The sequence below is a fragment of the Rhodospirillales bacterium genome, from assembly GCA_023898805.1.
Taxonomy (GTDB): domain Bacteria; phylum Pseudomonadota; class Alphaproteobacteria; order Micavibrionales; family UBA1664; genus UBA6145.
Genome location: CP060260.1, coordinates 386,414 through 406,864, shown reverse-complemented (window position 1 = coordinate 406,864; position 20,451 = coordinate 386,414). Strand labels below are relative to the sequence as shown.

At 63.6% G+C, this 20,451-nt stretch carries 20 protein-coding genes; 15 read left to right on the top strand and 5 right to left on the bottom strand.

Annotation, left to right across the window (positions count from 1 at the left end; genetic code table 11):
• The first annotated feature begins 161 nt into the window (after window positions 1–161).
• The 3 genes from H6866_02090 to H6866_02080 all read left to right on the top strand — a co-directional run bounded on the left by H6866_02090 (window position 162) and on the right by H6866_02080 (window position 3,538).
• On the top strand, window positions 162–950 hold the full coding sequence (locus H6866_02090) for a bifunctional helix-turn-helix domain-containing protein/methylated-DNA--[protein]-cysteine S-methyltransferase (protein ID USO08029.1): 789 nt from the start codon (window positions 162–164) through the stop codon (window positions 948–950).
• A 223-nt stretch (window positions 951–1,173) separates the two neighbouring features.
• Window positions 1,174–2,961 carry a signal peptide peptidase SppA gene (gene sppA, locus H6866_02085; protein USO08028.1) on the top strand — a complete coding sequence of 596 codons (1,788 nt, stop codon included), beginning with the start codon at window positions 1,174–1,176 and terminating at the stop codon, window positions 2,959–2,961.
• Between the two features lie 70 nt (window positions 2,962–3,031).
• Window positions 3,032–3,538, top strand: a complete 507-nt coding sequence (locus H6866_02080; protein USO08027.1) for a hypothetical protein — start codon at window positions 3,032–3,034, stop codon at window positions 3,536–3,538.
• On the opposite strand, the gene H6866_02075 is transcribed toward H6866_02080, so the two are convergent.
• The gene (locus H6866_02075) at window positions 3,539–4,840 is read right to left on the bottom strand and encodes an O-acetylhomoserine aminocarboxypropyltransferase/cysteine synthase (GenBank protein USO08026.1); all 1,302 of its coding nucleotides are present in this window, start codon (window positions 4,838–4,840) and stop codon (window positions 3,539–3,541) included.
• A 146-nt stretch (window positions 4,841–4,986) separates the two neighbouring features.
• On the opposite strand from H6866_02075, the gene grxC reads away from it, so the two are divergent.
• The 11 genes from grxC (at window position 4,987) to H6866_02020 (ending at window position 15,011) form a co-directional block, all read left to right on the top strand.
• Window positions 4,987–5,253: a glutaredoxin 3 gene (gene grxC / locus H6866_02070; GenBank protein USO08025.1), complete on the top strand. Its 267-nt coding sequence runs from the start codon at window positions 4,987–4,989 to the stop codon at window positions 5,251–5,253.
• A complete protein-coding gene (locus H6866_02065; protein USO08024.1) occupies window positions 5,193–6,722 on the top strand; it encodes a DUF853 family protein in 1,530 nt (509 codons plus the stop codon). The genes grxC and H6866_02065 overlap by 61 nt, the downstream gene beginning before the upstream one ends.
• Window positions 6,723–6,799: 77 nt before the next feature.
• Window positions 6,800–7,759, top strand: coding sequence for a class II fructose-bisphosphatase (gene glpX, locus H6866_02060; GenBank protein ID USO08558.1), 960 nt, complete (start codon window positions 6,800–6,802; stop codon window positions 7,757–7,759).
• Complete coding sequence (locus H6866_02055) at window positions 7,756–8,223, top strand: GNAT family N-acetyltransferase (GenBank protein USO08023.1); 468 nt, start codon at window positions 7,756–7,758, stop codon at window positions 8,221–8,223. Before glpX ends, H6866_02055 begins: the two co-directional genes overlap by 4 nt.
• Window positions 8,224–8,260: 37 nt before the next feature.
• A complete protein-coding gene (gene recJ, locus H6866_02050) occupies window positions 8,261–10,090 on the top strand; it encodes a single-stranded-DNA-specific exonuclease RecJ (GenBank protein USO08022.1) in 1,830 nt (609 codons plus the stop codon).
• Window positions 10,087–10,389 (top strand): hypothetical protein, encoded by a 303-nt coding sequence (locus H6866_02045; protein ID USO08021.1) that lies wholly within the window; start codon window positions 10,087–10,089, stop codon window positions 10,387–10,389. Before recJ ends, H6866_02045 begins: the two co-directional genes overlap by 4 nt.
• A gap of 10 nt (window positions 10,390–10,399) precedes the next feature.
• A complete protein-coding gene (locus tag H6866_02040) occupies window positions 10,400–10,837 on the top strand; it encodes a GNAT family N-acetyltransferase (protein ID USO08020.1) in 438 nt (145 codons plus the stop codon).
• Window positions 10,838–10,925: 88 nt separating this feature from the next.
• Window positions 10,926–11,228, top strand: a complete 303-nt coding sequence (locus H6866_02035) for a hypothetical protein (protein USO08019.1) — start codon at window positions 10,926–10,928, stop codon at window positions 11,226–11,228.
• Between the two features lie 88 nt (window positions 11,229–11,316).
• Complete coding sequence (priA, locus tag H6866_02030; protein ID USO08018.1) at window positions 11,317–13,305, top strand: primosomal protein N'; 1,989 nt, start codon at window positions 11,317–11,319, stop codon at window positions 13,303–13,305.
• A gap of 158 nt (window positions 13,306–13,463) precedes the next feature.
• A complete protein-coding gene (locus H6866_02025; GenBank protein ID USO08017.1) occupies window positions 13,464–14,087 on the top strand; it encodes a hypothetical protein in 624 nt (207 codons plus the stop codon).
• A gap of 75 nt (window positions 14,088–14,162) precedes the next feature.
• Entirely contained in the window at window positions 14,163–15,011 is an 849-nt protein-coding gene (locus tag H6866_02020; protein ID USO08016.1) for a hypothetical protein, read from the top strand.
• A 32-nt stretch (window positions 15,012–15,043) separates the two neighbouring features.
• Here H6866_02020 and H6866_02015 read toward each other — a convergent pair whose 3' ends face one another.
• The 3 genes from H6866_02015 to H6866_02005 all read right to left on the bottom strand — a co-directional run bounded on the left by H6866_02015 (window position 15,044) and on the right by H6866_02005 (window position 19,675).
• Window positions 15,044–16,156, bottom strand: a complete 1,113-nt coding sequence (locus tag H6866_02015) for a type III PLP-dependent enzyme (GenBank protein ID USO08557.1) — start codon at window positions 16,154–16,156, stop codon at window positions 15,044–15,046.
• Between the two features lie 148 nt (window positions 16,157–16,304).
• The gene (locus H6866_02010; GenBank protein ID USO08015.1) at window positions 16,305–16,790 is read right to left on the bottom strand and encodes a hypothetical protein; all 486 of its coding nucleotides are present in this window, start codon (window positions 16,788–16,790) and stop codon (window positions 16,305–16,307) included.
• Window positions 16,791–16,924: 134 nt separating this feature from the next.
• On the bottom strand, window positions 16,925–19,675 hold the full coding sequence (locus H6866_02005; protein USO08556.1) for an ATP-dependent DNA helicase: 2,751 nt from the start codon (window positions 19,673–19,675) through the stop codon (window positions 16,925–16,927).
• A 135-nt stretch (window positions 19,676–19,810) separates the two neighbouring features.
• On the opposite strand from H6866_02005, the gene H6866_02000 reads away from it, so the two are divergent.
• Complete coding sequence (locus H6866_02000) at window positions 19,811–20,056, top strand: DUF465 domain-containing protein (GenBank protein USO08014.1); 246 nt, start codon at window positions 19,811–19,813, stop codon at window positions 20,054–20,056.
• A gap of 80 nt (window positions 20,057–20,136) precedes the next feature.
• Here H6866_02000 and H6866_01995 read toward each other — a convergent pair whose 3' ends face one another.
• On the bottom strand, window positions 20,137–20,412 hold the full coding sequence (locus H6866_01995) for a hypothetical protein (protein USO08013.1): 276 nt from the start codon (window positions 20,410–20,412) through the stop codon (window positions 20,137–20,139).
• Window positions 20,413–20,451 lie beyond the last annotated feature (39 nt).

Here is a 20,451-nt window from a genome sequence, read left to right as displayed (position 1 = left end):
GAGCGCGAAGCAATCCCGGGAACGGCCATGAGGCGATGGGGGGCGGCTCGGGTTTTTAGGTTGTATGGATTGCCGCGTCAGGCTTCGCCCTCCTCGCAATGACGGGACGGGCGCTAAGAAACAGATTGCACGGTTGGGTGGATGCGGCCAGTCTGGGCGGGATGAGCGATATATCCCGCACAATGACGGAAGCCGTCGACTGGCTGGTGGCGCACTGGGCAGAGCCGCCTGCGCCGGGGCGTGTCGCCGCGCATGTTGGGATGGAGGCGGGCGCGTTCGAAGATGCGTTTTGCGCCTATGTCGGGTTGTCGCCCGAACGCATGGTGCAGGCGATGGCACGCCGGCGGGCGGGCGAAAATCTTTCAGGCGGCGGACGGGCGCATGATCCGTTCGTGACCGTCGAGGCCGCGACGCCGGGCGAAATGCGGGGCAAGGGCGCGGGGCTGGGCATACAATACGGGTATGCGGATTCCCCGTTCGGGGAGCTGATCCTTGCCGCCAGCCCACGCGGGTTATGCTGGCTGGGGTTTCGCGTGGATAATTCCCGCGCGGCGTGCCTTGCGCGCATCCGCGCGTGCTGGCCGCGCGCGCGGCTGGTGGAGGACAGCGCGGCTTTGCGCCCCTATGCCGACGCGGTGTGTGCCGTTTGTGCGGGAGCGGGAGAGGCGGGGCGGAATATCCCGCTGCACCTGTTTGGCACCGATTTTCAGGTTCAAATCTGGCGGGCCATGCTGAAAATTCCGGCGCGGCATTTTGTCAGCTATGAAGGGCTGGGCGCGGGCATCGGTCGCGCGGGCAGCGCGCGGGCCGTGGGCGGGGCGGTCGGCGCCAATCCCGTCTCGCTGCTTATCCCGTGTCACCGCGTCATCCGTAAAAGCGGCGTGCTGGATAATTACGGATGGGGGTCGGCCCGCAAAAAGGCGCTTTTAGGGATCGAGTGCGCCACGTAGCCCCCGTGTGCCTGTAGGTGTTTTTCTTTGTTTTTCAACGCTGTCATCACCCGGCTTGGCCGGGTGATCCATCATGCAGCGTGGTGGATGTTTGCCATTCCTTACCATGGATTACCCGCCTTCGCGGGTAATGACGAGGTATGGTGAAGCGTCAGGGGGGCTCGGTCGCAACCTTGGTGGTGCGGCGCTTCTTTTTTGAACGGGGTGCGTTATAATCCGGCGCATGAAGACGATCTGGGCGATATTGCGTGGCATACTGGTATCCATCGGGCTGGTGGTGGTGATGCTGGCGCTTGCCGGGGTCTGGGGTCTGCACCGGCAGCAGGAAACCCTGCCGCGCGACATCGTGCTGTCCTATACGTTTTACGGCACGCCGCCCGACGATGCGGGGCCTTCGCCGCTTATGGCGCAATTCTTCCCTTCCGAGCCCAGCCTTGCCGAGGTCGCGGGCACGCTGTACCGCGCGGCGCGGGACAAGCATGTTTCGGCGCTGGCGGTGCGGCTTGCGGGCGGGGATTATGCCTGGGCGGACGTGCAGGAGCTGCGCGCCGCCATCGCGGCCTTCAGGGCGGCTGGCAAGAAGGCCTATGTCTTTGCCGAATCGTATGGCGAGCTGTATCCCGGCATGGCCGAGTATTATCTGGCCAGCGCGTTCGACGAAATCTGGATCCAGCCGGTGGGGACGGTCGCGATCACCGGGTTTTCGGCCGAGGCGCCGTATATCCGCAAGACCCTGAACATGATCGGGGTGGCCCCGGAAGTCATCCAGAAGGGGACTTATAAGACCGCGCCGGAAAGCGCGCTTCTGGAGCATATGAGCGACGCGCAGCGCGACACGCTGCACGACATCCTGTCCAGCATGATGACCGATTTCTTCGAGGGCGTTTCGGGCGGGCGGCATATTCCCCCCGTGCGGATCGGGCAGTTGGTCGACGATGCGCCCTATACCGCCGGGGAGGCGAAGGAGCGCGGGCTGGTCGACCGGGTCGGGTATTGGGACGAATGGATGGATGCCCTGTTGCCGCAGGATGCACATCCGGAGCGCGATCTGGTCGATATTGGCGAATATAACGCCGCGCGGGCGCGCGACCCATTGAATCAAATTCTTAAAAAAGAAAAGCAACGCGCTGAAAATAAGTCAGAAAATAATGGCGTTGCTTTGATCTATGTCGGCGGGATGATCGTACAGGATGATGGGTATGACAATTCCGGGCCGTTCGGCGACCGGATGAGTTATGCCACCGATATCGCGGACGCGCTCGACGCCGCGTCGCAGGACGACACGGTCAAGGCGGTCGTGTTGCGCGTGGATTCACCGGGGGGGAGCCCTTCGGCCTCGGAAACCATCCGCCGCGCGGTCGAGGTTGCAAAGCAGCGCGGAAAATACGTCGTGGTATCGATGGGGGACGAGGCCGCGTCGGGCGGGTACTGGCTGAGCGTCGACGCCGACCGCATCTTCGCCCAGCCGGGCACGCTGACCGGGTCGATCGGGGTGTTCGGCGGCAAGGCTTCTTTGGCCGGGCTGTGGGGCAAGATCGGTACGAACTGGGATTCGGTCACGCTGGGCGCCAATGCGTCGATGTGGTCGATGAACCAGCCCTATACGGATGCGCAGCGTCAGGCGGTGTCGCGCATGCTGGACGATGTGTATGACAGTTTCATCGACCGGGTCGCGCGGGGGCGGCATTTCGCGCCGGAAGTGGTGGAATCGATGGCGCAGGGCCGGGTCTGGACCGGGCGGCAGGCCAAGGAGCGCGGGTTGGTGGACGAATTGGGCGGATTGCATCAAGCCCTTGAAGACGTTGCAAAAAAGATCGGCGTCGGGGATGCGGGCGCGCTCGACATCCGGGTGATGCCGGACCAGCCGGGGCCGTTCGATTCCTTGATGGGTTTTATCGGCCGGTCTGCGCAAGCCTTTGAACCGATAAGAAAATTTATCGGCGCGATGGTCGTCGATCGGCATCCGGCGCTGGGGCTGGTGCGTGCGCCGGTATTGGACATCCGGTCCTGACCTGATGTATACTGAAAGAGTGTTCCCATAATGGGATTGTGAAAACCGCGACAGGATGTCCGCACAGGCCATGGCCACCGTTTCATCCAACTATACCGAACTTGCCAGTCCCGTTCAGGCGCTGTTGAACGCGCGCGCGTCGGCGGCCAAGGTCGCATCGGACGGCGTGGTGCGTGCGACCACTTCCGACACCACGGTTTCCGCAACAGACAGCCCGGTGCAGCAAGCGCTCAAATCCCGCAATGCCGCCAAGGCCAAGACCGCGTCGGATTACACGCCGCCCGCCATCGACACCACGCTTTCGGACAATGACAGCCCGATCGTGCGCGCGGAAAAGCTGGCGGCGATCAAAAAACAGGCGCAGACCAAAACGCAGAGCGACAATCAGGTGAATTTCCTGCGCATGAAGGCGTTTGAGATCAGCAAGCGCATCACGCTTTATAAAAATCTCGGCCTTACTGCCGAGTACACGCAGGCGCAGGCCGAGGGCGTGGATGTGGTCAAAAAATACCAAGCCATCCTTAAAAATCAGCTTTCGGGCGGAAGTTCGTCTTCCTCCACCAGCACGACGGCCTGATCAGATCAGCGCCAGCGCCTGATCGAGGTCGGCGATCAGGTCGTCGACGTTTTCGATGCCGATCGACAGGCGGATGACTTCGGGTCCGATGCCCAGCGCGGTTTTCTGTTCGTCGGAAAGCTGCGAATGGGTGGTCGATGCCGGGTGGATGATCAGCGAGCGCGTGTCGCCGATATTCGCGACATGCGAAAACAGCTTCATCGACGAGATGATCTTTTCCCCTTTCGCCTGTCCGCCGCGGATGCCGAAGGCGAAAACCGCGCCGCCCCGGCCGCCAAGGTATTTCTGCGCCAGCGCGTGGTATTTGCTTGACGGCAGGCCCGCGTAATTGACCCATTTGACCTTGGGGTGGGTTTCAAGGTGCCGGGCGACGGCCAGCGCGTTTTCGCAGTGGCGCGGCATGCGCAGGGCCAGGGTTTCGATGCCCTGCAGCGTCAGGAAGGCGTTCATCGGTTGTTGCGAAACGCCAAGATCGCGCAGGCCGATCGCGTGGTTATGGACCATCAGCGCCGCGCGCCCGAACGCATCGGCGAATACGATGCCGTTATAGCTAGGGTCCGGCTGGCCAAGGGCCGGGAATTTATCCTTGTGCCTGGCCCAGTCGAATTTGCCGCCGTCGACCACCGCGCCGCCCATGGCGTGGCCGTGGGCCGAAAGAAACTTGGTGGTCGAATGGGTGACGATGTGCGCGCCGTATTCGATGGGGCGGCAAAGCGCGGGCGTGGCCAGCGTGTTGTCGACGATCAGTGGGATGCCGTGTGCCTCGGCGATGCGGGCGACGGGTTCGATATCGACCACGACGCCGGAGGGGTTGGCCATGCCTTCGAGAAAGATCGCCTTGGTCTTTTCGGTGATCGCGCGGCGGAAGTTTTCGGGGTCGTCCGGGTCGACCAGCGTGGATTGCCAGCCGAAGGTGCGCGGAAAGACGTTTTTCAACTGGTTGACCGAGCCGCCATACAGCCGGGCCGAGGCGACGATGTGGTCCCCCGGCCGCATCAGGGCCGAAAACACCAGCAATTGCGCGCCGTGGCCGGAAGCGGCGCAGGTGGCGCCGATCCCGCCTTCCAGCGCGGCCAGACGTTCCTCCAGCGCGTTGATCGTGGGGTTGGTCAGGCGCGAATAGGAATAACCGAATTCCCGCAAGGCAAACAGATCGGCGGCGTGGCTGGCGTCGCGAAAGACGAAGGCGGTCGCGAAATGCACGGGCATCGAGCGCGATCCGGTCACCGGGTCGGGCGGCGTGCCCGCGTGGATGGCCAGGGTTTCAAATCCTTTGAAATGCTTTGCGGCTTCGTGTGTCATGGGGGAAGTATATCCTAATTAACGGTATGAAAAGCATGTAAATTTCGGTGAAAACCGCTGTGCCGAGGGGTTGCGTCCGGCGGATTTTTCGTCCGGCGTTATTCCAGCCATGGCCAAACGGCCCGAACCGGGCTAGGAGTGTGTGTATGAGCGCGCAGGCCCGGATCGAAATCTATGTCACCACCTATTGCCCGTATTGCGTGCGGGCAAAGGAATTGCTGAAACGCAAGGGCGCGACGTTTACGGAAATCGACGTGACGGGTGACGATGCCGCGCGCATGGCGCTGGTCGAACGATCCGAAGGGCGGCGCACGGTGCCGCAGATTTTCATCGACGGGCGCGGGATTGGCGGATGCGACGATCTTTACGCGCTGGACCGTGCGGGCGAACTGGATCAATTGCTAAAGGGCTGAAAGGACAGACCATGGTTTTTCTGGGCAGTACCGAAGACGGACGTAAACAGAATTTCGACCTTAAATTCGCCAACCGGCACGGATTGATCGCCGGGGCGACCGGCACCGGCAAGACGGTCAGTCTGCAGGTTCTGGCCGAAGGGTTTTCGCAGGCCGGGATTCCGGTATTCATGGCGGACGTGAAGGGCGACCTGTCGGGGATGTCGCAGCCGGGCGCGATGCAGGATTTTTTGACCAAGCGTGCGGCCAAGATCGGGTACGACGATTACGCGCCGGCGGCGATGCCGGTCATCTATTGGGATATTTTCGGGGAAAAAGGGCATCCGATGCGGGCGACCGTTTCGGAAATGGGGCCGCTTTTGCTGACCCGTATCCTTGAGCTTAACGACACGCAGGAAGGCGTGCTTTCGATCGCCTTCCGCGTCGCGGACGAGGAAGGGTTGTTGCTTCTCGACCTCAAGGACCTGCAAAGCCTGCTGGCCGACATGGCCGCGCGATCGAGCGAGCTTTCGGCCAAATACGGCAACATCTCGGACGCCAGCGTCGCGTCGATCCAGCGGCGGCTGTTGCAGCTTGAAGACCAGGGCGGCGCAAAACTGTTCGGCGAACCGGCGCTGGATTTTTCGGACATCATGCGTAAATCGGGCGAGCGCGGTTGTATCAGCATTCTGGCCGCCGACAAATTGGTGCAAAGCCCGCGCCTGTATGCGACGTTCCTGTTGTGGATGCTTTCCGAACTTTTCGAGCAACTGCCGGAAGCCGGGGATTTGCCGCAACCCAAGCTCGCCTTCTTTTTCGACGAGGCGCACCTGCTGTTCAACGACGCGCCCAAGGCGCTTTTGGAAAAGATCGAGCAGGTGGTGCGGCTGATCCGGTCCAAGGGCGTGGGCGTGTATTTCGTCAGCCAAAGTCCCACCGACATCCCGGAAAACGTGCTGGCGCAGCTTGGTTGCCGCATCCAGCACGCCTTGCGCGCCTATACGCCGCAGGCGCAAAAGGGCGTCAAGGTCGCGGCCCAGTCCTTCCGCGCCAATCCCGCCATCGACACCGAGAAAATGCTGACCGAGCTTGGCATCGGCGAGGCGCTGGTCTCGACGCTGGGCGAGGGCGGGGTGCCCGGCATGGTCGAACGGGTGTTCATGGCGCCGCCGCGCGCGCTGCTCGGTCCGGTTACCGAGGCGCAGCGCCAGTCGGCGATGGCGCAAAGCCCGGTGCGCGGCATGTACGATCAGGCCATCGACCGGCAATCGGCCTATGAGATTTTGAAGGCCCGCGCGCAGCAGGCCAGCACGGCCGCCGATCAGGCGCAAAGCCGGGCGCGCACATCCGCGGCGCCGCAGGCTTCGGGCGGTGGCGGACGCCAGCGCCAGACATTGGCCGAGGCCGCGGTCAAATCGGTCATCCGCACCATGGGCTCGGAAGTCGGGCGGCAATTGATCCGCGGGCTTCTGGGGTCGCTGCGGCGCTAGAAAACGAAGGAGTATCCATGTCTGTCCTGCACAAGCCGTCGTCGTATCCCGATCCGCGGCAAAACATGTTTTTCTCGATGGACCGAAACCTCGCGCTGGAGGTCGTGCGCGTGACCGAAAGCGCGGCACTGGCCGCCAGCCTGCATGTCGGGCGCGGGGACGAGCACGCGGCCGATCAGGCGGCGGTGGATGCGATGCGCACCGTTTTGAACACGCTGGCCATAGACGGGCAGGTGGTGATCGGCGAGGGAGAGCGCGACGAGGCTCCGATGCTGTATATCGGCGAACGCGTAGGCACAGGCCACGGACCTAAGATCGACATCGCGCTCGACCCGCTTGAGGGGACGACCATCACCGCCAAGGGCGGGATGAACGCTCTGGCCGTCATCGCGATGACCGAGGAGGGCGGGTTCCTCAACGCGCCCGACACCTATATGCAGAAAATCGCCGTGGGGCCTGGGTTTCCCGATGATTTCCTCGACCTCGACGAACCGGCGGAGGATTTCGTGCGCCGACTGGCGCGGGCGAAAGGCGCACGGCCGGATGAATTGATGATCTGCGTTCTTGACCGTTCGCGGCACGAGGATCTGATCGCGCGGGTGCGCTCGGCGGGCGCGCGCATCACGCTTATTCAGGACGGCGACGTTTCGGGCGTGATCGCGGCGGCGGAAAAGGATTCGCCCATCGACGCCTATATGGGAATCGGCGGCGCGCCCGAAGGCGTGCTGGCGGCGGCGGCGCTGCAATGCACGGGCGGGCAGATGCTGGGCCGGCTTGTGTTCCGCCAAGACGGTGAAAAAGCGCGGGCCGAAAAAATGGGCATTACCGATTTTGCGCGCATCTATACCAAGGACGACATGGCCTATGGTCCCAACGTGATGTTCGCGGCCACGGGGGTGACCGACGGGGCGATGCTGCCCGGCGTGCGGCGTTATGCCGGCGGGGCGGTCACACATTCGGTTATCATGCGGTCCAAGACCGGCACCATCCGCCGCATCGAGGCCACGCATAATTTCACAAGGAAGCCGGGGCAATGAGCAAGGTTTATATCCGTTTGTTTGAGCCGCGCGACGCCGAGGCGGTGGTGCGCATGAACGCGGCGCTGGCCCGGTTTCGCGGGGCGACGTCGCTGGCCAATGCGGCGCAGTTCATCGCGGGCGCGGCGCTTGGGAAAATCTGGGTGGCCGAAATTCTGGGCCTTGGCCTTGTCGGGTTCGTCGCCGGGTATGACTGGATGGATTATGTGCTGGGCGTGCGGGTGCGCCAGATCGATCTTCTGTATGTCGACGATGCATGCCGGCACAAGGGCGTGGGCAAGATGCTGGTGCATGCGCTGGTGCACGATGCCACGGCCTGCGGGTGTGGGCGCATCGACGTCACGGATATCGAAACCAACGAGCTTGCCGCCCAATTCTACCTTGCGCTTGGGTTCCAAGCCTCGCACAGGGCGGGGATGCGTTATTCCGTGTCCGGCGACGCGCTTGGCCGGCTGGCTCCCTGAAGACGTGTCGCTTGAACGAATCGTTTAGCGTGGCCGGATGAGTGCATTGCCCGAGCCGGTTTTGGCGCACAGCTATTTCATGGATACGCCGTCCTTCAAGGGGCGGCTGTGGCGGCGGCCGGAATACGACCGGGCGGCGGCCACGCGCATGGCGCAGGCCCATGGATTGCCTGAGATGGTGGCGGCGCTGTTGACCGCGCGCGGGGTGCCGCAGGCGGGGGTGGAGGCGTTTTTAACGCCGGGCATGAAGGATTTTCCCGATCCGTCCTTGCTTGCGGGCATGGATGCGGCGGCGTCGGAGGTGGCGGCCGCGATCATGGCCGGGCGGCGGATCGGCATTCTGGCCGATTTCGATGTCGATGGCGCGACTTCGACCGGGATCCTCACCCGGTTTCTGCGCAGCGCCGGCGCGGGCGAGGCGCCGTTATACATCCCCGACCGTCTGAGCGAAGGTTACGGGCCGAATAACAAGGCTTTTGAATGGCTTAAGGAGCAAGGTTGCGATTGGGTCTTAATTGCTGATTCCGGCATCACGGCTTTTGACCCCATCCAGCATGCCGTTGATTTAAATCTGAAAACCGTGGTTCTGGACCATCACGAGGCGGAATCGCGTCTGCCCCTCGCCACGCATATCATCAACCCCAAGCGGGCGGACGACACATCCGGTTTCACCATGCTGGCGGCGTGCGGGGTGGCGTTTTTGTTCTGCGTCGCGCTCAACCGCGCGCTGCGCGCGGCGGGGCATTACAAGAACGGGCGGGTGGAGCCGGATCTGCGCCAATGGCTCGACCTCGTCGCGCTGGGCACGGTGTGCGACATGGTGCCGATGACCGGGCCCAACCGGCTGTTCGTCAAGGCCGGGTTCGCGCGCATGGCGCGGCGTGAAAACGCGGGCATCGACGCGCTTTTGAGCGTCGGCAAGATCAACGCCGTGCCCGATCCCGGTCATGCCGGTTTCGTGCTGGGTCCGCGCATCAATGCGGGTTCGCGCGTCCATCATTCCGATCTTGGGGCGCGGCTTCTGGCCACCGAGGACCGGGAGGAGGCGATGCGCCTTGCCTGGCTTTTGGACGATTGCAACGTCAAGCGCCGCGCGATGCAAAAGGATATGGTCGCGCACGCCGCCGCGCGGGTGTCGGCGTTCGGATATGACGGGGACCCGGTGATCGTGCTGGAAGACCCGGAATGGCATCCTGGTCTGGTCGGGCTGGTGGCCGGGGACATCAAGGAGCGTTTCGGGCGGCCCGCCTGCGTTATCGGTTTCGCCGATGCCGCGGACGGCGGGCGCGAGGGGCGCGGGTCGGGCCGGTCGGTCGCGGGCATCAACATCGCCGAGGCGCTGATCGCCGCGCGCAACGACGGGGTGCTGGTCAAGGGCGGCGGGCACGCGATGGCGGGCGGTTTCACCGTTCTGCCCGACCGGATCAAGGATTTCCGCGACTATATGAAGGCGCATATCGGGCGGCAGGCGCAATCGCTGCCGCCGCATCCGGAAAGCGCGGTCGATCTGGTGATGAACGTGCGCGGGTTGACGATCGACCTTGCGCGGCTGGTGCACGGGGCGATGGCGCCGTATGGCAGCGGCTATGTCGAGCCGGCCTTCGTGCTTTCGGACGTCATGGTCGTTCATGCCGACATCGTGGGCGGCAGTCATGTGCGTTGTACGCTGCGCGACCGCGACGGCGGCCCGACCATCAAGGCGGTGGCGTTCCGCGCGGTGGATACGCCGCTGGGGCGGTTTCTTTTGAAGGATGCGCGGGATTGTGCCGTGCCGGTGCATTTGTTGGGTCAGGTCCAGATCAACAGTTGGCAGGGCCGGGAAAGCGCCGAATTCCACATTTCCGACGGTTGCACGGGGTATGTGTGAACCGGATGCAGGCCTTTTTCTCCTGTCTGGTGTGGGGCTTGCGGGCGCCGCTGGATGGAGGGGTGGCCGGGATTAAATTCGGGCTGGGCATGAGTCCGCGCATGAGTACGTTCATGCAATTGCTGACCAGTTACGCCTTGCCGTTGTTTTTCGGCGTGGTGTGCGGCGTTTTGGGGCTTGTGCTGGGGTGTCTGGCCTTGATCGGTTCGGCGGTCGAGGCCGTGGCACAGTTGTTTCGCGCTATGCCTTATGCGCGTCCGATTTCGCGCATACTTGTCGACTGGGTTCCGGTCGCGTAAATAATCCCGCATGTTCGCGATGAATATCCGCAAGGCGAAAACCGCCGATCTGGGCGCGCTGGTGGCGTTCGACACCGTCGCGCGCGGCCTGCAACGCCGGATCGAGACGATCAAGCAGGCGACGATTCAGGGGCGGTGCTGGGTCTATGCCGAGGGCGGGACGCCAATGGGCTATGCCATCATGCAGGACGACGTGCTGGACCATCCGTTCATCCAACTGGTCTTCGTCGCGGCCGAGCATCGCCGCCACGGTATCGCCAGCAAGCTGATCCGGCACATCGAAACTCTTGCGCAGGGGCAGGGGCGGGAGAAAATTCTGACCTCGACCAATAAAAGCAACGCGCCGATGCAGGCGGCGCTGGCCACGCTGGGTTATCGACCCTGTGGCGAAATCACGGGGCTGGACGAGGGCGACCCGGAATTTGTTTATCTTAAGCCGCTGGTCTGAACCGCATTCAGGCGTCGATTTATCAAATTGACAAAACGCCCTGATTTTATTTATCTTCTGCGCCGATTCGACATTTGGAGTTTTTTACATGAAGACCAATCAATATCTTCCGTGCGCGGTTAACCGGATTCTTGCCCATACGGCCGCGACCATGGATAGCAAGGGCGTAAGGCCATGCGACGCCGCGCGCGAATTTGCTGCGGCGAGTGTTGCGTGTCCCAGTAAAATGGCCGTGGTGCGTTACGCGCACACGATCGCGCGTCATATCCGCGAGGGTCGGGTTTGTGGCGACGATCGCCGTGCGTTTACCGAAATGGTCGATACGCTTCGAAACATGGGCGAATCCATGGGTATTCCGGCCAAGGCGCTTTCACTGAAGCTGGCCGCCTGATTGCCCGCAAGGCCATTCATGCAGACCGAAAACCCGTATTGCCGTTAAACGGCTACACGCGCGGCGCAATCGGCGCTAAACAGGTTCCATGCGCGTTTCCGTCCTGCCCGCCACCGCCGTCGACAAGGCCTATACCTATGCCCTGCCCGAAGGGGTGGACGCGCCCGCGCCCGGCACGTATGTGCAGATACCGTTGGGGCCGCGCAAAATTCTGGGCTGTGTGTGGGACGATGCGCCGGACAACGTGCCCGCAGGCAGGCTGAAGGCAATCGTACAAATCTATACTTCGGTTCCGCCGCTTGCTTCGGTCATGCGCCGGTTTATCGAGCGGGTGGCGGAATACACGCTTGCGCCGCGCGGCGAGGTTTTGAAAATGACGATCTCGGCGCCCAAGGCGCTGACCGGCAAACGGATGGTCAAGAAGATCGAAGCGCCTTGCGCAGCGCCGGACCCCGCGCGGCCGGGGCCGGCGCTGAGCGCCGACCAGCACCGCGCGGCGGAGGTTCTTTCCGCCGCCGCCGCGCACGATGCGTATTCCTGCACGCTGCTTGACGGCGTCACCGGCGCGGGCAAGACCGAAGTGTATTTCGAGGCGGTGGCCGCGGCCCTGCGCGGCGGCGGGCAGGTGTTGATCTTGCTGCCGGAAATCGCGCTGTCGAACGCGTTTCTGGGCCGGTTCGCGCAACGTTTCGGCTGTGCGCCCGGCCTGTGGCATTCGGGGTTGAGCGAGGCGCAGCGCAAGGCGACGTGGAAGGCGGTGGCGGGTGGCGCGTGCCGGGTGGTCATCGGCGCGCGCTCGGCGCTGTTTTTGCCTTACGCGGATCTTGCGCTGATCGTGGTGGACGAGGAGCACGACGCCGCCTTCAAACAGGAAGACGGGGTGCGTTACCATGCACGCGACATGGCGGTCCTGCGCGGGGCGATGGCTGGGCATGCGGTGATTCTGGTGTCCGCGACGCCATCGCTGGAGACTCTGCATAACGTGCGCGCGCGTCGTTACGACGCCGTGCATTTGCCGGACCGGTTCGGCGGTGCGCGGTTGCCCGATGTCACGCTGGTCGACATGAAGCGTACCCCGCCCGAACGCGGGCGGTTTTTAAGTCCCGCGCTGATCGACGCGATGCGCGCGACGCTGGCGGCGGGGGAACAGGCGTTGCTGTTTTTGAACCGGCGCGGCTATGCGCCGCTGACGCTGTGCCGCGCGTGCGGGCACCGGATCGAATGTCCGCATTGTTCGGCGTGGATGGTGGCGCATAAAGGCGCGGGCCGGCTGGTGTGCCATCATTGCGGGACGTCGATGCGGCGGCCCGATTCCTGTCCGAAATGCGGGAGTGTGGATTCGCTGGTGCCGATCGGCCCCGGCGTCGAGCGTATCGCCGAGGAAGCGCGGGATCTGTTTCCACAGGCGCGAGTGCTGGTGCTGGCATCCGACACGGCGGGGGAAGACGGCGGGGCGCTGCATCAGGCTTTGGAGGCAATCCGCGCCCACGCGGTCGATATCATCATCGGCACGCAGATCATTGCCAAGGGGCACCATTTTCCCAAGCTGACTTTGGTTGGCGTGGTAGATGCGGATCTGGGGCTTTCGGGCGGCGATCTGCGCGCGTCGGAGCGCACGTGGCAATTGCTACATCAGGTCGCGGGACGCGCCGGGCGCGAGGCCGCGCCGGGCCGCGTGCTGCTTCAGACCTTCATGGCCGAAAACCGCGTCATGCGCGCGCTGGCGGCGCATGACCGCGATGCCTTCGTGGCGGTGGAGCTGGAAGAGCGTGCGCAGGCGCGGATGCCGCCCTTTGCGCGGCTTGCGGCGGTCATCGTGTCGGGGACCAATCCGCAAAAGGTGGAAAACGCCGCGCGGGCGTTGGCGCAGATCGCGCCGCAGGCCGAGGGGTTGAGCTTGCTTGGTCCCGCGCAGGCCGCGATTTACAAGCTGCGCAACCAGTATCGCTGGCGCCTGCTTCTGGCCGCCGGGCGGCATTTCCCGATGCAGGCCTATATCCACGACTGGCTGGCGGCGGCCAAGCCGCCATCAAGCGTTCGCGTCGCGGTGGATGTCGATCCGTACAGTTTTTTATAGAACGGTATAAATCAGTCTTGGGTTTTATGCGGGGGTTTCATTAAATGTCGCTCAAATTTGCCTGAAACCCGCTGAAACGGCAGGGTTTCGTTCATATTTTTCTCATAAAATTAATACTGGGCAACGAAGATCATTTCAGGCCGCGAGAGGGAAAACCCATGGGCGCCGAAACCTTGTTTGAAACGTACAGCGTCAGCGGAAAGGTGCTGACAGCGAATCTCTGGAACGAGCGGATCGATACCGGGGCTGCGTATCTGCATGCGGATGCGGGGCAGCAGAAACTGCTTGTGTGCGATGCGCTGGGCCAGAAACATTCGGTGGTTCTGGATGCCGGGACGTTTACGGCGCATGTGGGGCAGGAGGTTACGCTTTTATACATGCGCGCGCGGTTGACCGGGCCGGACGGACGTTATCGCTGTGTGCTGGCTTTTAACCACGAAACGCGCGCCTATGGCGTGGATGCCTTACGGCTGCGCCGTGTGGCGCGCGATACATTGCGCGTCACCGGGGGCGGGCTGATGTTCGGTGTATGGCTTTTGTCGCTTGCGTTGGCCGTGTATGAAAGCGTTGCGCCGGGCGCGGCGGCGGGGTTCGAGGAGGATCTGACGCCGTTGTGGCTGCCGCTGGTGTTGTGGATGCCGGGCATGGCGATCACGCAGTTGCGGTTGGCGCCGCGGCTCAGACTTGCGCAGAGTTTGATCGACGAGGCGCTGCACGGCATTGCCGGCCCGCACCGCGCCAGCCGGGACATTGACCCGTTCTTCGCGGTCGGGATGGCTTGAATAAATTGACATAATTTAAAACGTTTTGCTAAAACCGGCGCATCAAAAACCGTAACCGGATGGCAGGGCGACGTCATGGCCAAAGATCACAAAAAGAAGAAAAGAAAGCGCGTGGCGAAGCTGGCGTTCATACGTTCCGCGTTGCGTTCGGAAGTAGAGAAGAACGAATGGAAGACCCTTGTCGTCTGGGGCATGGCGGGAACGCTGATCGACTGGTCGCCCGCCATGCGCAAGGCTTTTATCCGGCGGACGATGGATGCCGTGCGGGCGCATTACGGCGCCGAAAAACTTTCCTTCGGCGTTGCGCGCCAGATCCACGATCTGGCCGGGGCCGCGCTGGCGCAAGGTTGTTTGCCCACGCATGGCGTGGCGCAGGCGTTGGGGATGGACGAATCGCGTCTGCTTTCGGATGTCACGACCCGGCTTCTTGTCCACGATATCCCCTCAAAGGCTTCGGAATACGGGCTTGGCAATGCGGGCGACCTGAATTTCTTCGTCGATAGCCGGGATCGCGGAATCCTGCACATGGTCGCCACGGCATATCCCAGTTTCTTTGCGCGTGGCGTCCTGAATTACCACGCGTTGCTGCCGCTGATCCACGGAGTCGTGGGCAGCGAAAGCATCGTTTCGCCGGACGGCACGGTCGCGACCAAGGATACACATCCGGATGCGTTTCTGGATGCCGTTCTTTCGGGAGTCAGGAAAAAGCGCATGCACGACGTCATCGTGGTCGATCATCGCGGCGCTTATATCGATGCGGCGGTTGCGCGCGGGGCGCGTGCGGTGATGCTTGACGTACCCATGCCGGCCGTCGATCAGGTACGCGCGGTTTTTGAAAAAGTTCTGGGCGTGCCGTATCAGGAAGAAGGACGGCCCTTTTACCTGCGCGAGCCCGATTACGTGGCCAGTTATGGGCTGGTCTAAACCCGGCCCGCGCTGATTCCCATGTCCGGTTCCTAGATGCGCAAGGCGGGGATGCAGTAGGTTTTGGGCGGTTCAAAGCCGTTAAAGCAATCCGCCGCGTAGGCGCTGGTATAGGCACCCGCGCTTTCAATCCATATTTTGTCGCCGGGTTGTAGCGTCCGGGGCAATGGATAGGGTGTTTTCTCGTAAAGCACGTCGACGGAATCGCAGGTCGGCCCGGCCACGATGCAGGGTATTTTTGGGTCGCCGTCACGCGGCGTGGTGATGGGGTAGCGTATGGATTCGTCCATCGTTTCGGCCAGCCCCGTGAATTTGCCGATGTCGAGATAGACCCATGTAAGCGTGTCGGCGGCGGATTTTTTCGACACCAGCACCACTTCGGAGCGGATGATCCCGGCTGTACCGACCACGAAGCGGCCCGGTTCGATGGCGGTGCGGATTGCCTTTTCGCCGAAATGGTGCCGTAGCGAGGCGTTGATCGCCCGGCCATAGGTCGCGGCGGTGGGCACGTCCTTCAGGTAGCGCGCGGGGAAACCGCCGCCCAGATTCAACATGGCAAGATGGATGCCGCGCGCCGCCAACGCCTTGAACAGCGCGGCAGACGCGGCGATGGCGCTGTCCCATGCCTTTGGGTCTGGTTGTTGCGAGCCGACGTGAAAGGACACGCCGTGCGCGACCAGGCCCGCGCGGGCGGCGGATTCCAGCACCTCTGCGGCCATTTCCGGGTCACAGCCGAATTTGCGCGAAAGCGGCCATTCCGCGCCCTTGTTGTCCACCAGCAGGCGGCAAAAGACGCGCGCGCCGGGGGCGGCGCGGGCGATTTTTTCCACCTCCGGCAGACAGTCCACCGCAAACAGGCGGATGCCGCGCCGGTAGGCATAGCCGATGTCGGCTTCCTTTTTAATGGTGTTGCCGTATGAAACGCGTTCCGGCGCGATACCCTGATCGAGCACCAGATCGATTTCCCACGGGCTGGCCACGTCGAATCCCGCGCCCTGCGCGGCCAGAAGGCGGACTATTTCCGGCGCGGGGTTGGCCTTGATCGCGTAATAGATGTCCGAACCCGGCATGGCCTCGGCAAGGTCGCGGTAATTCCCGCGCACGGTTTCAAGGTCGACGACAAGGCAAGGGTTGCGGTCGGGCAGGGTTTCAAGAAACGCGCCGACGCGCCTGCGAAATGCGGCTCGCAGGCTTTCCCACCCCGTTGCGGCGGGCGGCGCGTCGTTTCGTTTGGCTGAAGCTTCGGCTGCGGGCAAACTGGCCTCCGATGCGTCGGACGGGATCCGGCGTTATTTACGCGCAGAAGCAGGGCGTCCATGGCGGATCGTCGTTGCGGAACGGATCCGGGCAGGTATAGCAGCGGCCGAAGGTTTCATAGCGATCCCATTCGGACAGAAGGCTTTGGTGGAAGCGGCCGTTGAAGATGTGCATCACCTCGCGCCGGCCCCATTCGCCGATGCGCGCACGCACGGGGTTGCGCCAAAGCGCCTCGCGCGAGAGTTTGATGCGCTCGATCAGGTTGAGGCGCGCAAGCGGGATGTTGCCCTCGAAACGCGGGGCAAGATCGAACAGGCTGATGCCGAGTTTGAACCCAGAAGATCCGGAGCCGGACGCGGAGCCGCGGCCGGTTTCGCCGGAATCTTCGGTTTCCACATCGTTTTCAAGCGCTGATTGCGGGTTTGAAAAGTGCGGATTTAATTGTTCCGGGAGGGATTGCGACGTAAAAAGCACGTCGACAGCCGACTTACGCGCGGCCGGCGCGGCAAGAACCATGGTCATGAGCATAAAACCCTAATTAAAATCGTTGTGGGGCTTGGTCCCCAAAACAACCCAAGTTTTACGCCGTTGCATAAACCATTATTTCAGGCCAGTGGCACGCACGTCCCCTAAGTATGGGTTAAGCGGTCCGGGTTTCAAGAGTTTTTTTGATTTTTGCCAAAAAAATTTCGCACGACGTCCAGCGCGGCGTCGAGCGGGAGGCGTTCGACGGGCACGCCATCGGGGAAAGAATCCTCCAACCGGGTCGGAAAAGCGCCATCGAGGATGACGAAGACGCCGTGATCGGCGGGCGCGCGGATCAGCCGGCCGTAGGCCTGGCGCAGCTTCATGCGGGTGATCGATTCGTCATAGGCCTTGCCGCCCATGGCCTTGCGCCGTTCGCGGTGCAGGATGTCCGGGCGCGGCCACGGCACACGGTCGAAGGCGATCAGGCGCAGCGAGCGTCCGGGCACGTCGACGCCGTCGCGCACCGCGTCGGTGCCAAGAAGGCAGGATTCTTCCTCGGCCCGGAAAATATCGACCAGCGTGCCGATGTCGATTCGATCGACATGCTGGGCGTAAAGCGGAATGCCGGCGGATTCGAGCGCGGGGGCCAGACGCGCATGCACCGCGCGCAGACGGTGGATGGCGGTAAACAGGCCGAGCGCGCCGCCGGACGAGGCACGGAACAGCGCCTCGTAAGCGCGGGCGAGCAGGGCGGTGTCGTTTTTCGGCACGTCGCGCACCACCAGCACGCGGGTCTGGTCGCGGTAATTGAAGGGCGAGGGCACGGCGACCCGTGCCGGGGCCAGATCGGCCATCGCGCCCGCGCCGGTCAGGCGGTCGGTTTCGGACCACGCCGTTTCGTCGTCCGCGCGCGCGGATTTGAGCGTGGCGGAGGTGATCAGCACGCCGTGCGCGTGGGGACGGATTTCGGCGGCAAAGGGTTTGGCCGGGTCGCGGTGGTGGCGGAAGAAGCCGACATCGATGTCGCGGCCTTCGGCGCGGGTGATCTCGAACCAGTCGATGAAATTTTCCGGCGCGGGTTGTCCAAGCCCGTCCAGCATGTCGATCCATGCCGCGACGGTCATCGCGGCGCGGCGGTCCAGCCCACGGGACAGCGCATCGAGGCGGCCGCGCTGGTCCGCCGACAGATCGTCGTATTCGCGTTCCAGCTTCGCGCGCAGCGCTTGCGCCAGCGCGACCAGCGGGCGGTACAGGGCGCGCAGCGCGGCAAGGGCGGCGGGTACGGCGCTGGCGACATCGGGGGAAAGCGGGCGGACGTCGCATTCGATCGCCCAGGGCGATGCGGCGTCGGCGGCGCGGGCCCGGACTTGATGCGCGATGCGGTGAAGCAGGGTTTCGATCGCGCCCAGCGGGGCGTCCGTGCCCATACGTTTGTGCCAGTCGGGACCGGGCAGGGCGCGGGCGGCTTCCAGCGCGTCCTCGATCAGGCGGGCGGTCGCGGCTTCGTCGCCCGCGACCACGCCTTCCAGCCGTTTGCGCAGCCCCTTGGCGCGGCGGCTTCGGCGTGAATGGGTTTTTTCATCCTCAGGTCCCAGCACCCAGCGGCGCAGATCGGCGCCCTCGATTCCGGTCAGATGGGCGGCGAAGGTCGAATCGGCGGCGTCGAACAGGTGGTGCCCTTCATCAAAGACAAAGCGCGTAGGCATGGCGTCGGCGTCGGCGGCGCGGGCCAGCATGGTCATGGCCAGCGCGTGGTTGCCGACCACCAGTCTGGCGCGGCGGGCCCGGCGTTGGGCGCGTTCGATGAAGCAGCGGTGGTAATGGCTGCACGCGGCATAGATGCATTCGCCGCGCCGGTCGGCCAGACCCAATGTGTGGTTGTAACCCAAAAGCCCCGGCAGCCAGCCGGGAAAATCCGCGCCCGACATGTCACCGTCGCGGGTCGCGCCGATCCAGCGCGCCATCAGTCCCGCCGCGACCAGCGCGCGCGGATTGCGCGCCAGCGGCGCGGCGCCCGCCGCGTCCTCGTAATTCAGCAAGCACAGATAATTCTCGCGGCCCTTGCGGATCACCGCCTTGCGCGCGCGCTCCATCGGGTCGGGGTAGAGGGTTTCGAGTTCGGTGTCGATCTGACGCTGGAGGTTGCGGGTATAGGTGGAGATCCAGACCGTGCCTTCGTTTTCCTCGGCCCAAAGCTGCGCCGGGGCGAGGTAGCCGAGCGTCTTGCCGACGCCGGTGCCCGCTTCGGCGGTGACGATGTGGGGCTGGTTTTCCTGTTCGCGCGGGGAAAAGGCGGGGACGATGCGGGTGGCGTAATTGTCCTGCGCGGTGCGGGTTTCGCCGTTGCGTCCCGCGCCGCGGCGGCGGGTGATCAGGTCGTGCAGATGGGCGCGCGCATCCTCGCCGCTTACCGGTTTGCTGCCGGGTTGCGGGGGTGGGGCGTCCTCGCTCCATTCGGGCAGACGCTCCCACGCGCCCAGCGCGTCGCGCGCGCGCGTCACTTCGGCGGGGTCGTAGATTTCGTCCATCGCCGCCAGCACGGCAAGGGTCCAGCCCCAGCCCTTTCCGCTTGCGCCCATTGCCACGGCCAGCGCGCGCAAGGCTGGGTCGGGCTTGATTTCGCGCAGCAATTCGGCGGCGCAGGCGGGCAGGGCCATCGCCGCGTCCTCGACGCTTTGCGGAATTTTCAGGCCCAAAGCGGCGGCGATGCCGCCGATGGTGGGCACGCAAAATTGCGCGGGGCGGACGAAGGCGAAGAGTTCAAGGATGTCGAGCGCCATAGGCGGAATGCCCGTGCGCGTCGCCAGATAAGGCAGGTGGCAGACCAGCACCGGCACGTTTTCGGGCAAGACCGGCGCGGCGGGCAGGGTCCCCTCCAGCACCTCGCCGTCCGGCGTCAGCGCGGCCCAGTGCCCGGCCTGCACGGCCAGCGATGTCATCGACAGAGGGATCATTTCTTCGCGATTCTAGCGGGCGGGCGGGGCTGCGCCAAGGCTGGTCTTGACTGAAATCAAGGGGGATGCCTGTATGGCGGCCTAAACTTTGAACGAGAGAGAAAGAGGAGAGAGAGCGATATGTCAGATCTCAACCACGCGCTGATCGACGACCTGCCAGACATGAAGGAAGAAATCCACGCGCTGCGGCAGTCGGACAACCATTTCGCGCGGCTGCTCGATTCCTACGACGACATCAGCCATCAGGTCGCGCTGATGGAGGCCAACGTCACGCCTACGACGCAGGAAACGGAAAGCGGGCTTAAACAGCAACGCGTGCGCCTTAAGGACGAACTGATGCGCATTCTGAACGACAGCGCCGCCTGATACGGGTTTTTTGTTTCGTGTAATAGGGGTGAAAAAAAGGCCGGGTGAGAGATCACCCGGCCTTACAAGTTTTTGTGGGGTCAGAGCAGGGAATCTTCCAAACACAGGGGAAGGTGGTCATTGGCGGGCGCGAACGCCTCCAAAATCAGGTGCCCGGCGACGCTGCCGCCCAGCGAGGGCAGAGGCGCATCGGGAATCTCGAAATAAAAACTTTCGGTCGGGGCGAACATCGCGGTGGTCGTGCCGCAGTCGAGGAAAAAAGGGTTGAGCCCGGACCACACGGGAAGCGCATCGAGCGCCCGTAGCAGGGTGGTGGCAGGGGGGGTGGCGGGCGTGTCGCGGTCGGACGGGCTCATAGATTCAGAATACCGCGAAAACGCGGTTTCCGGCTATTG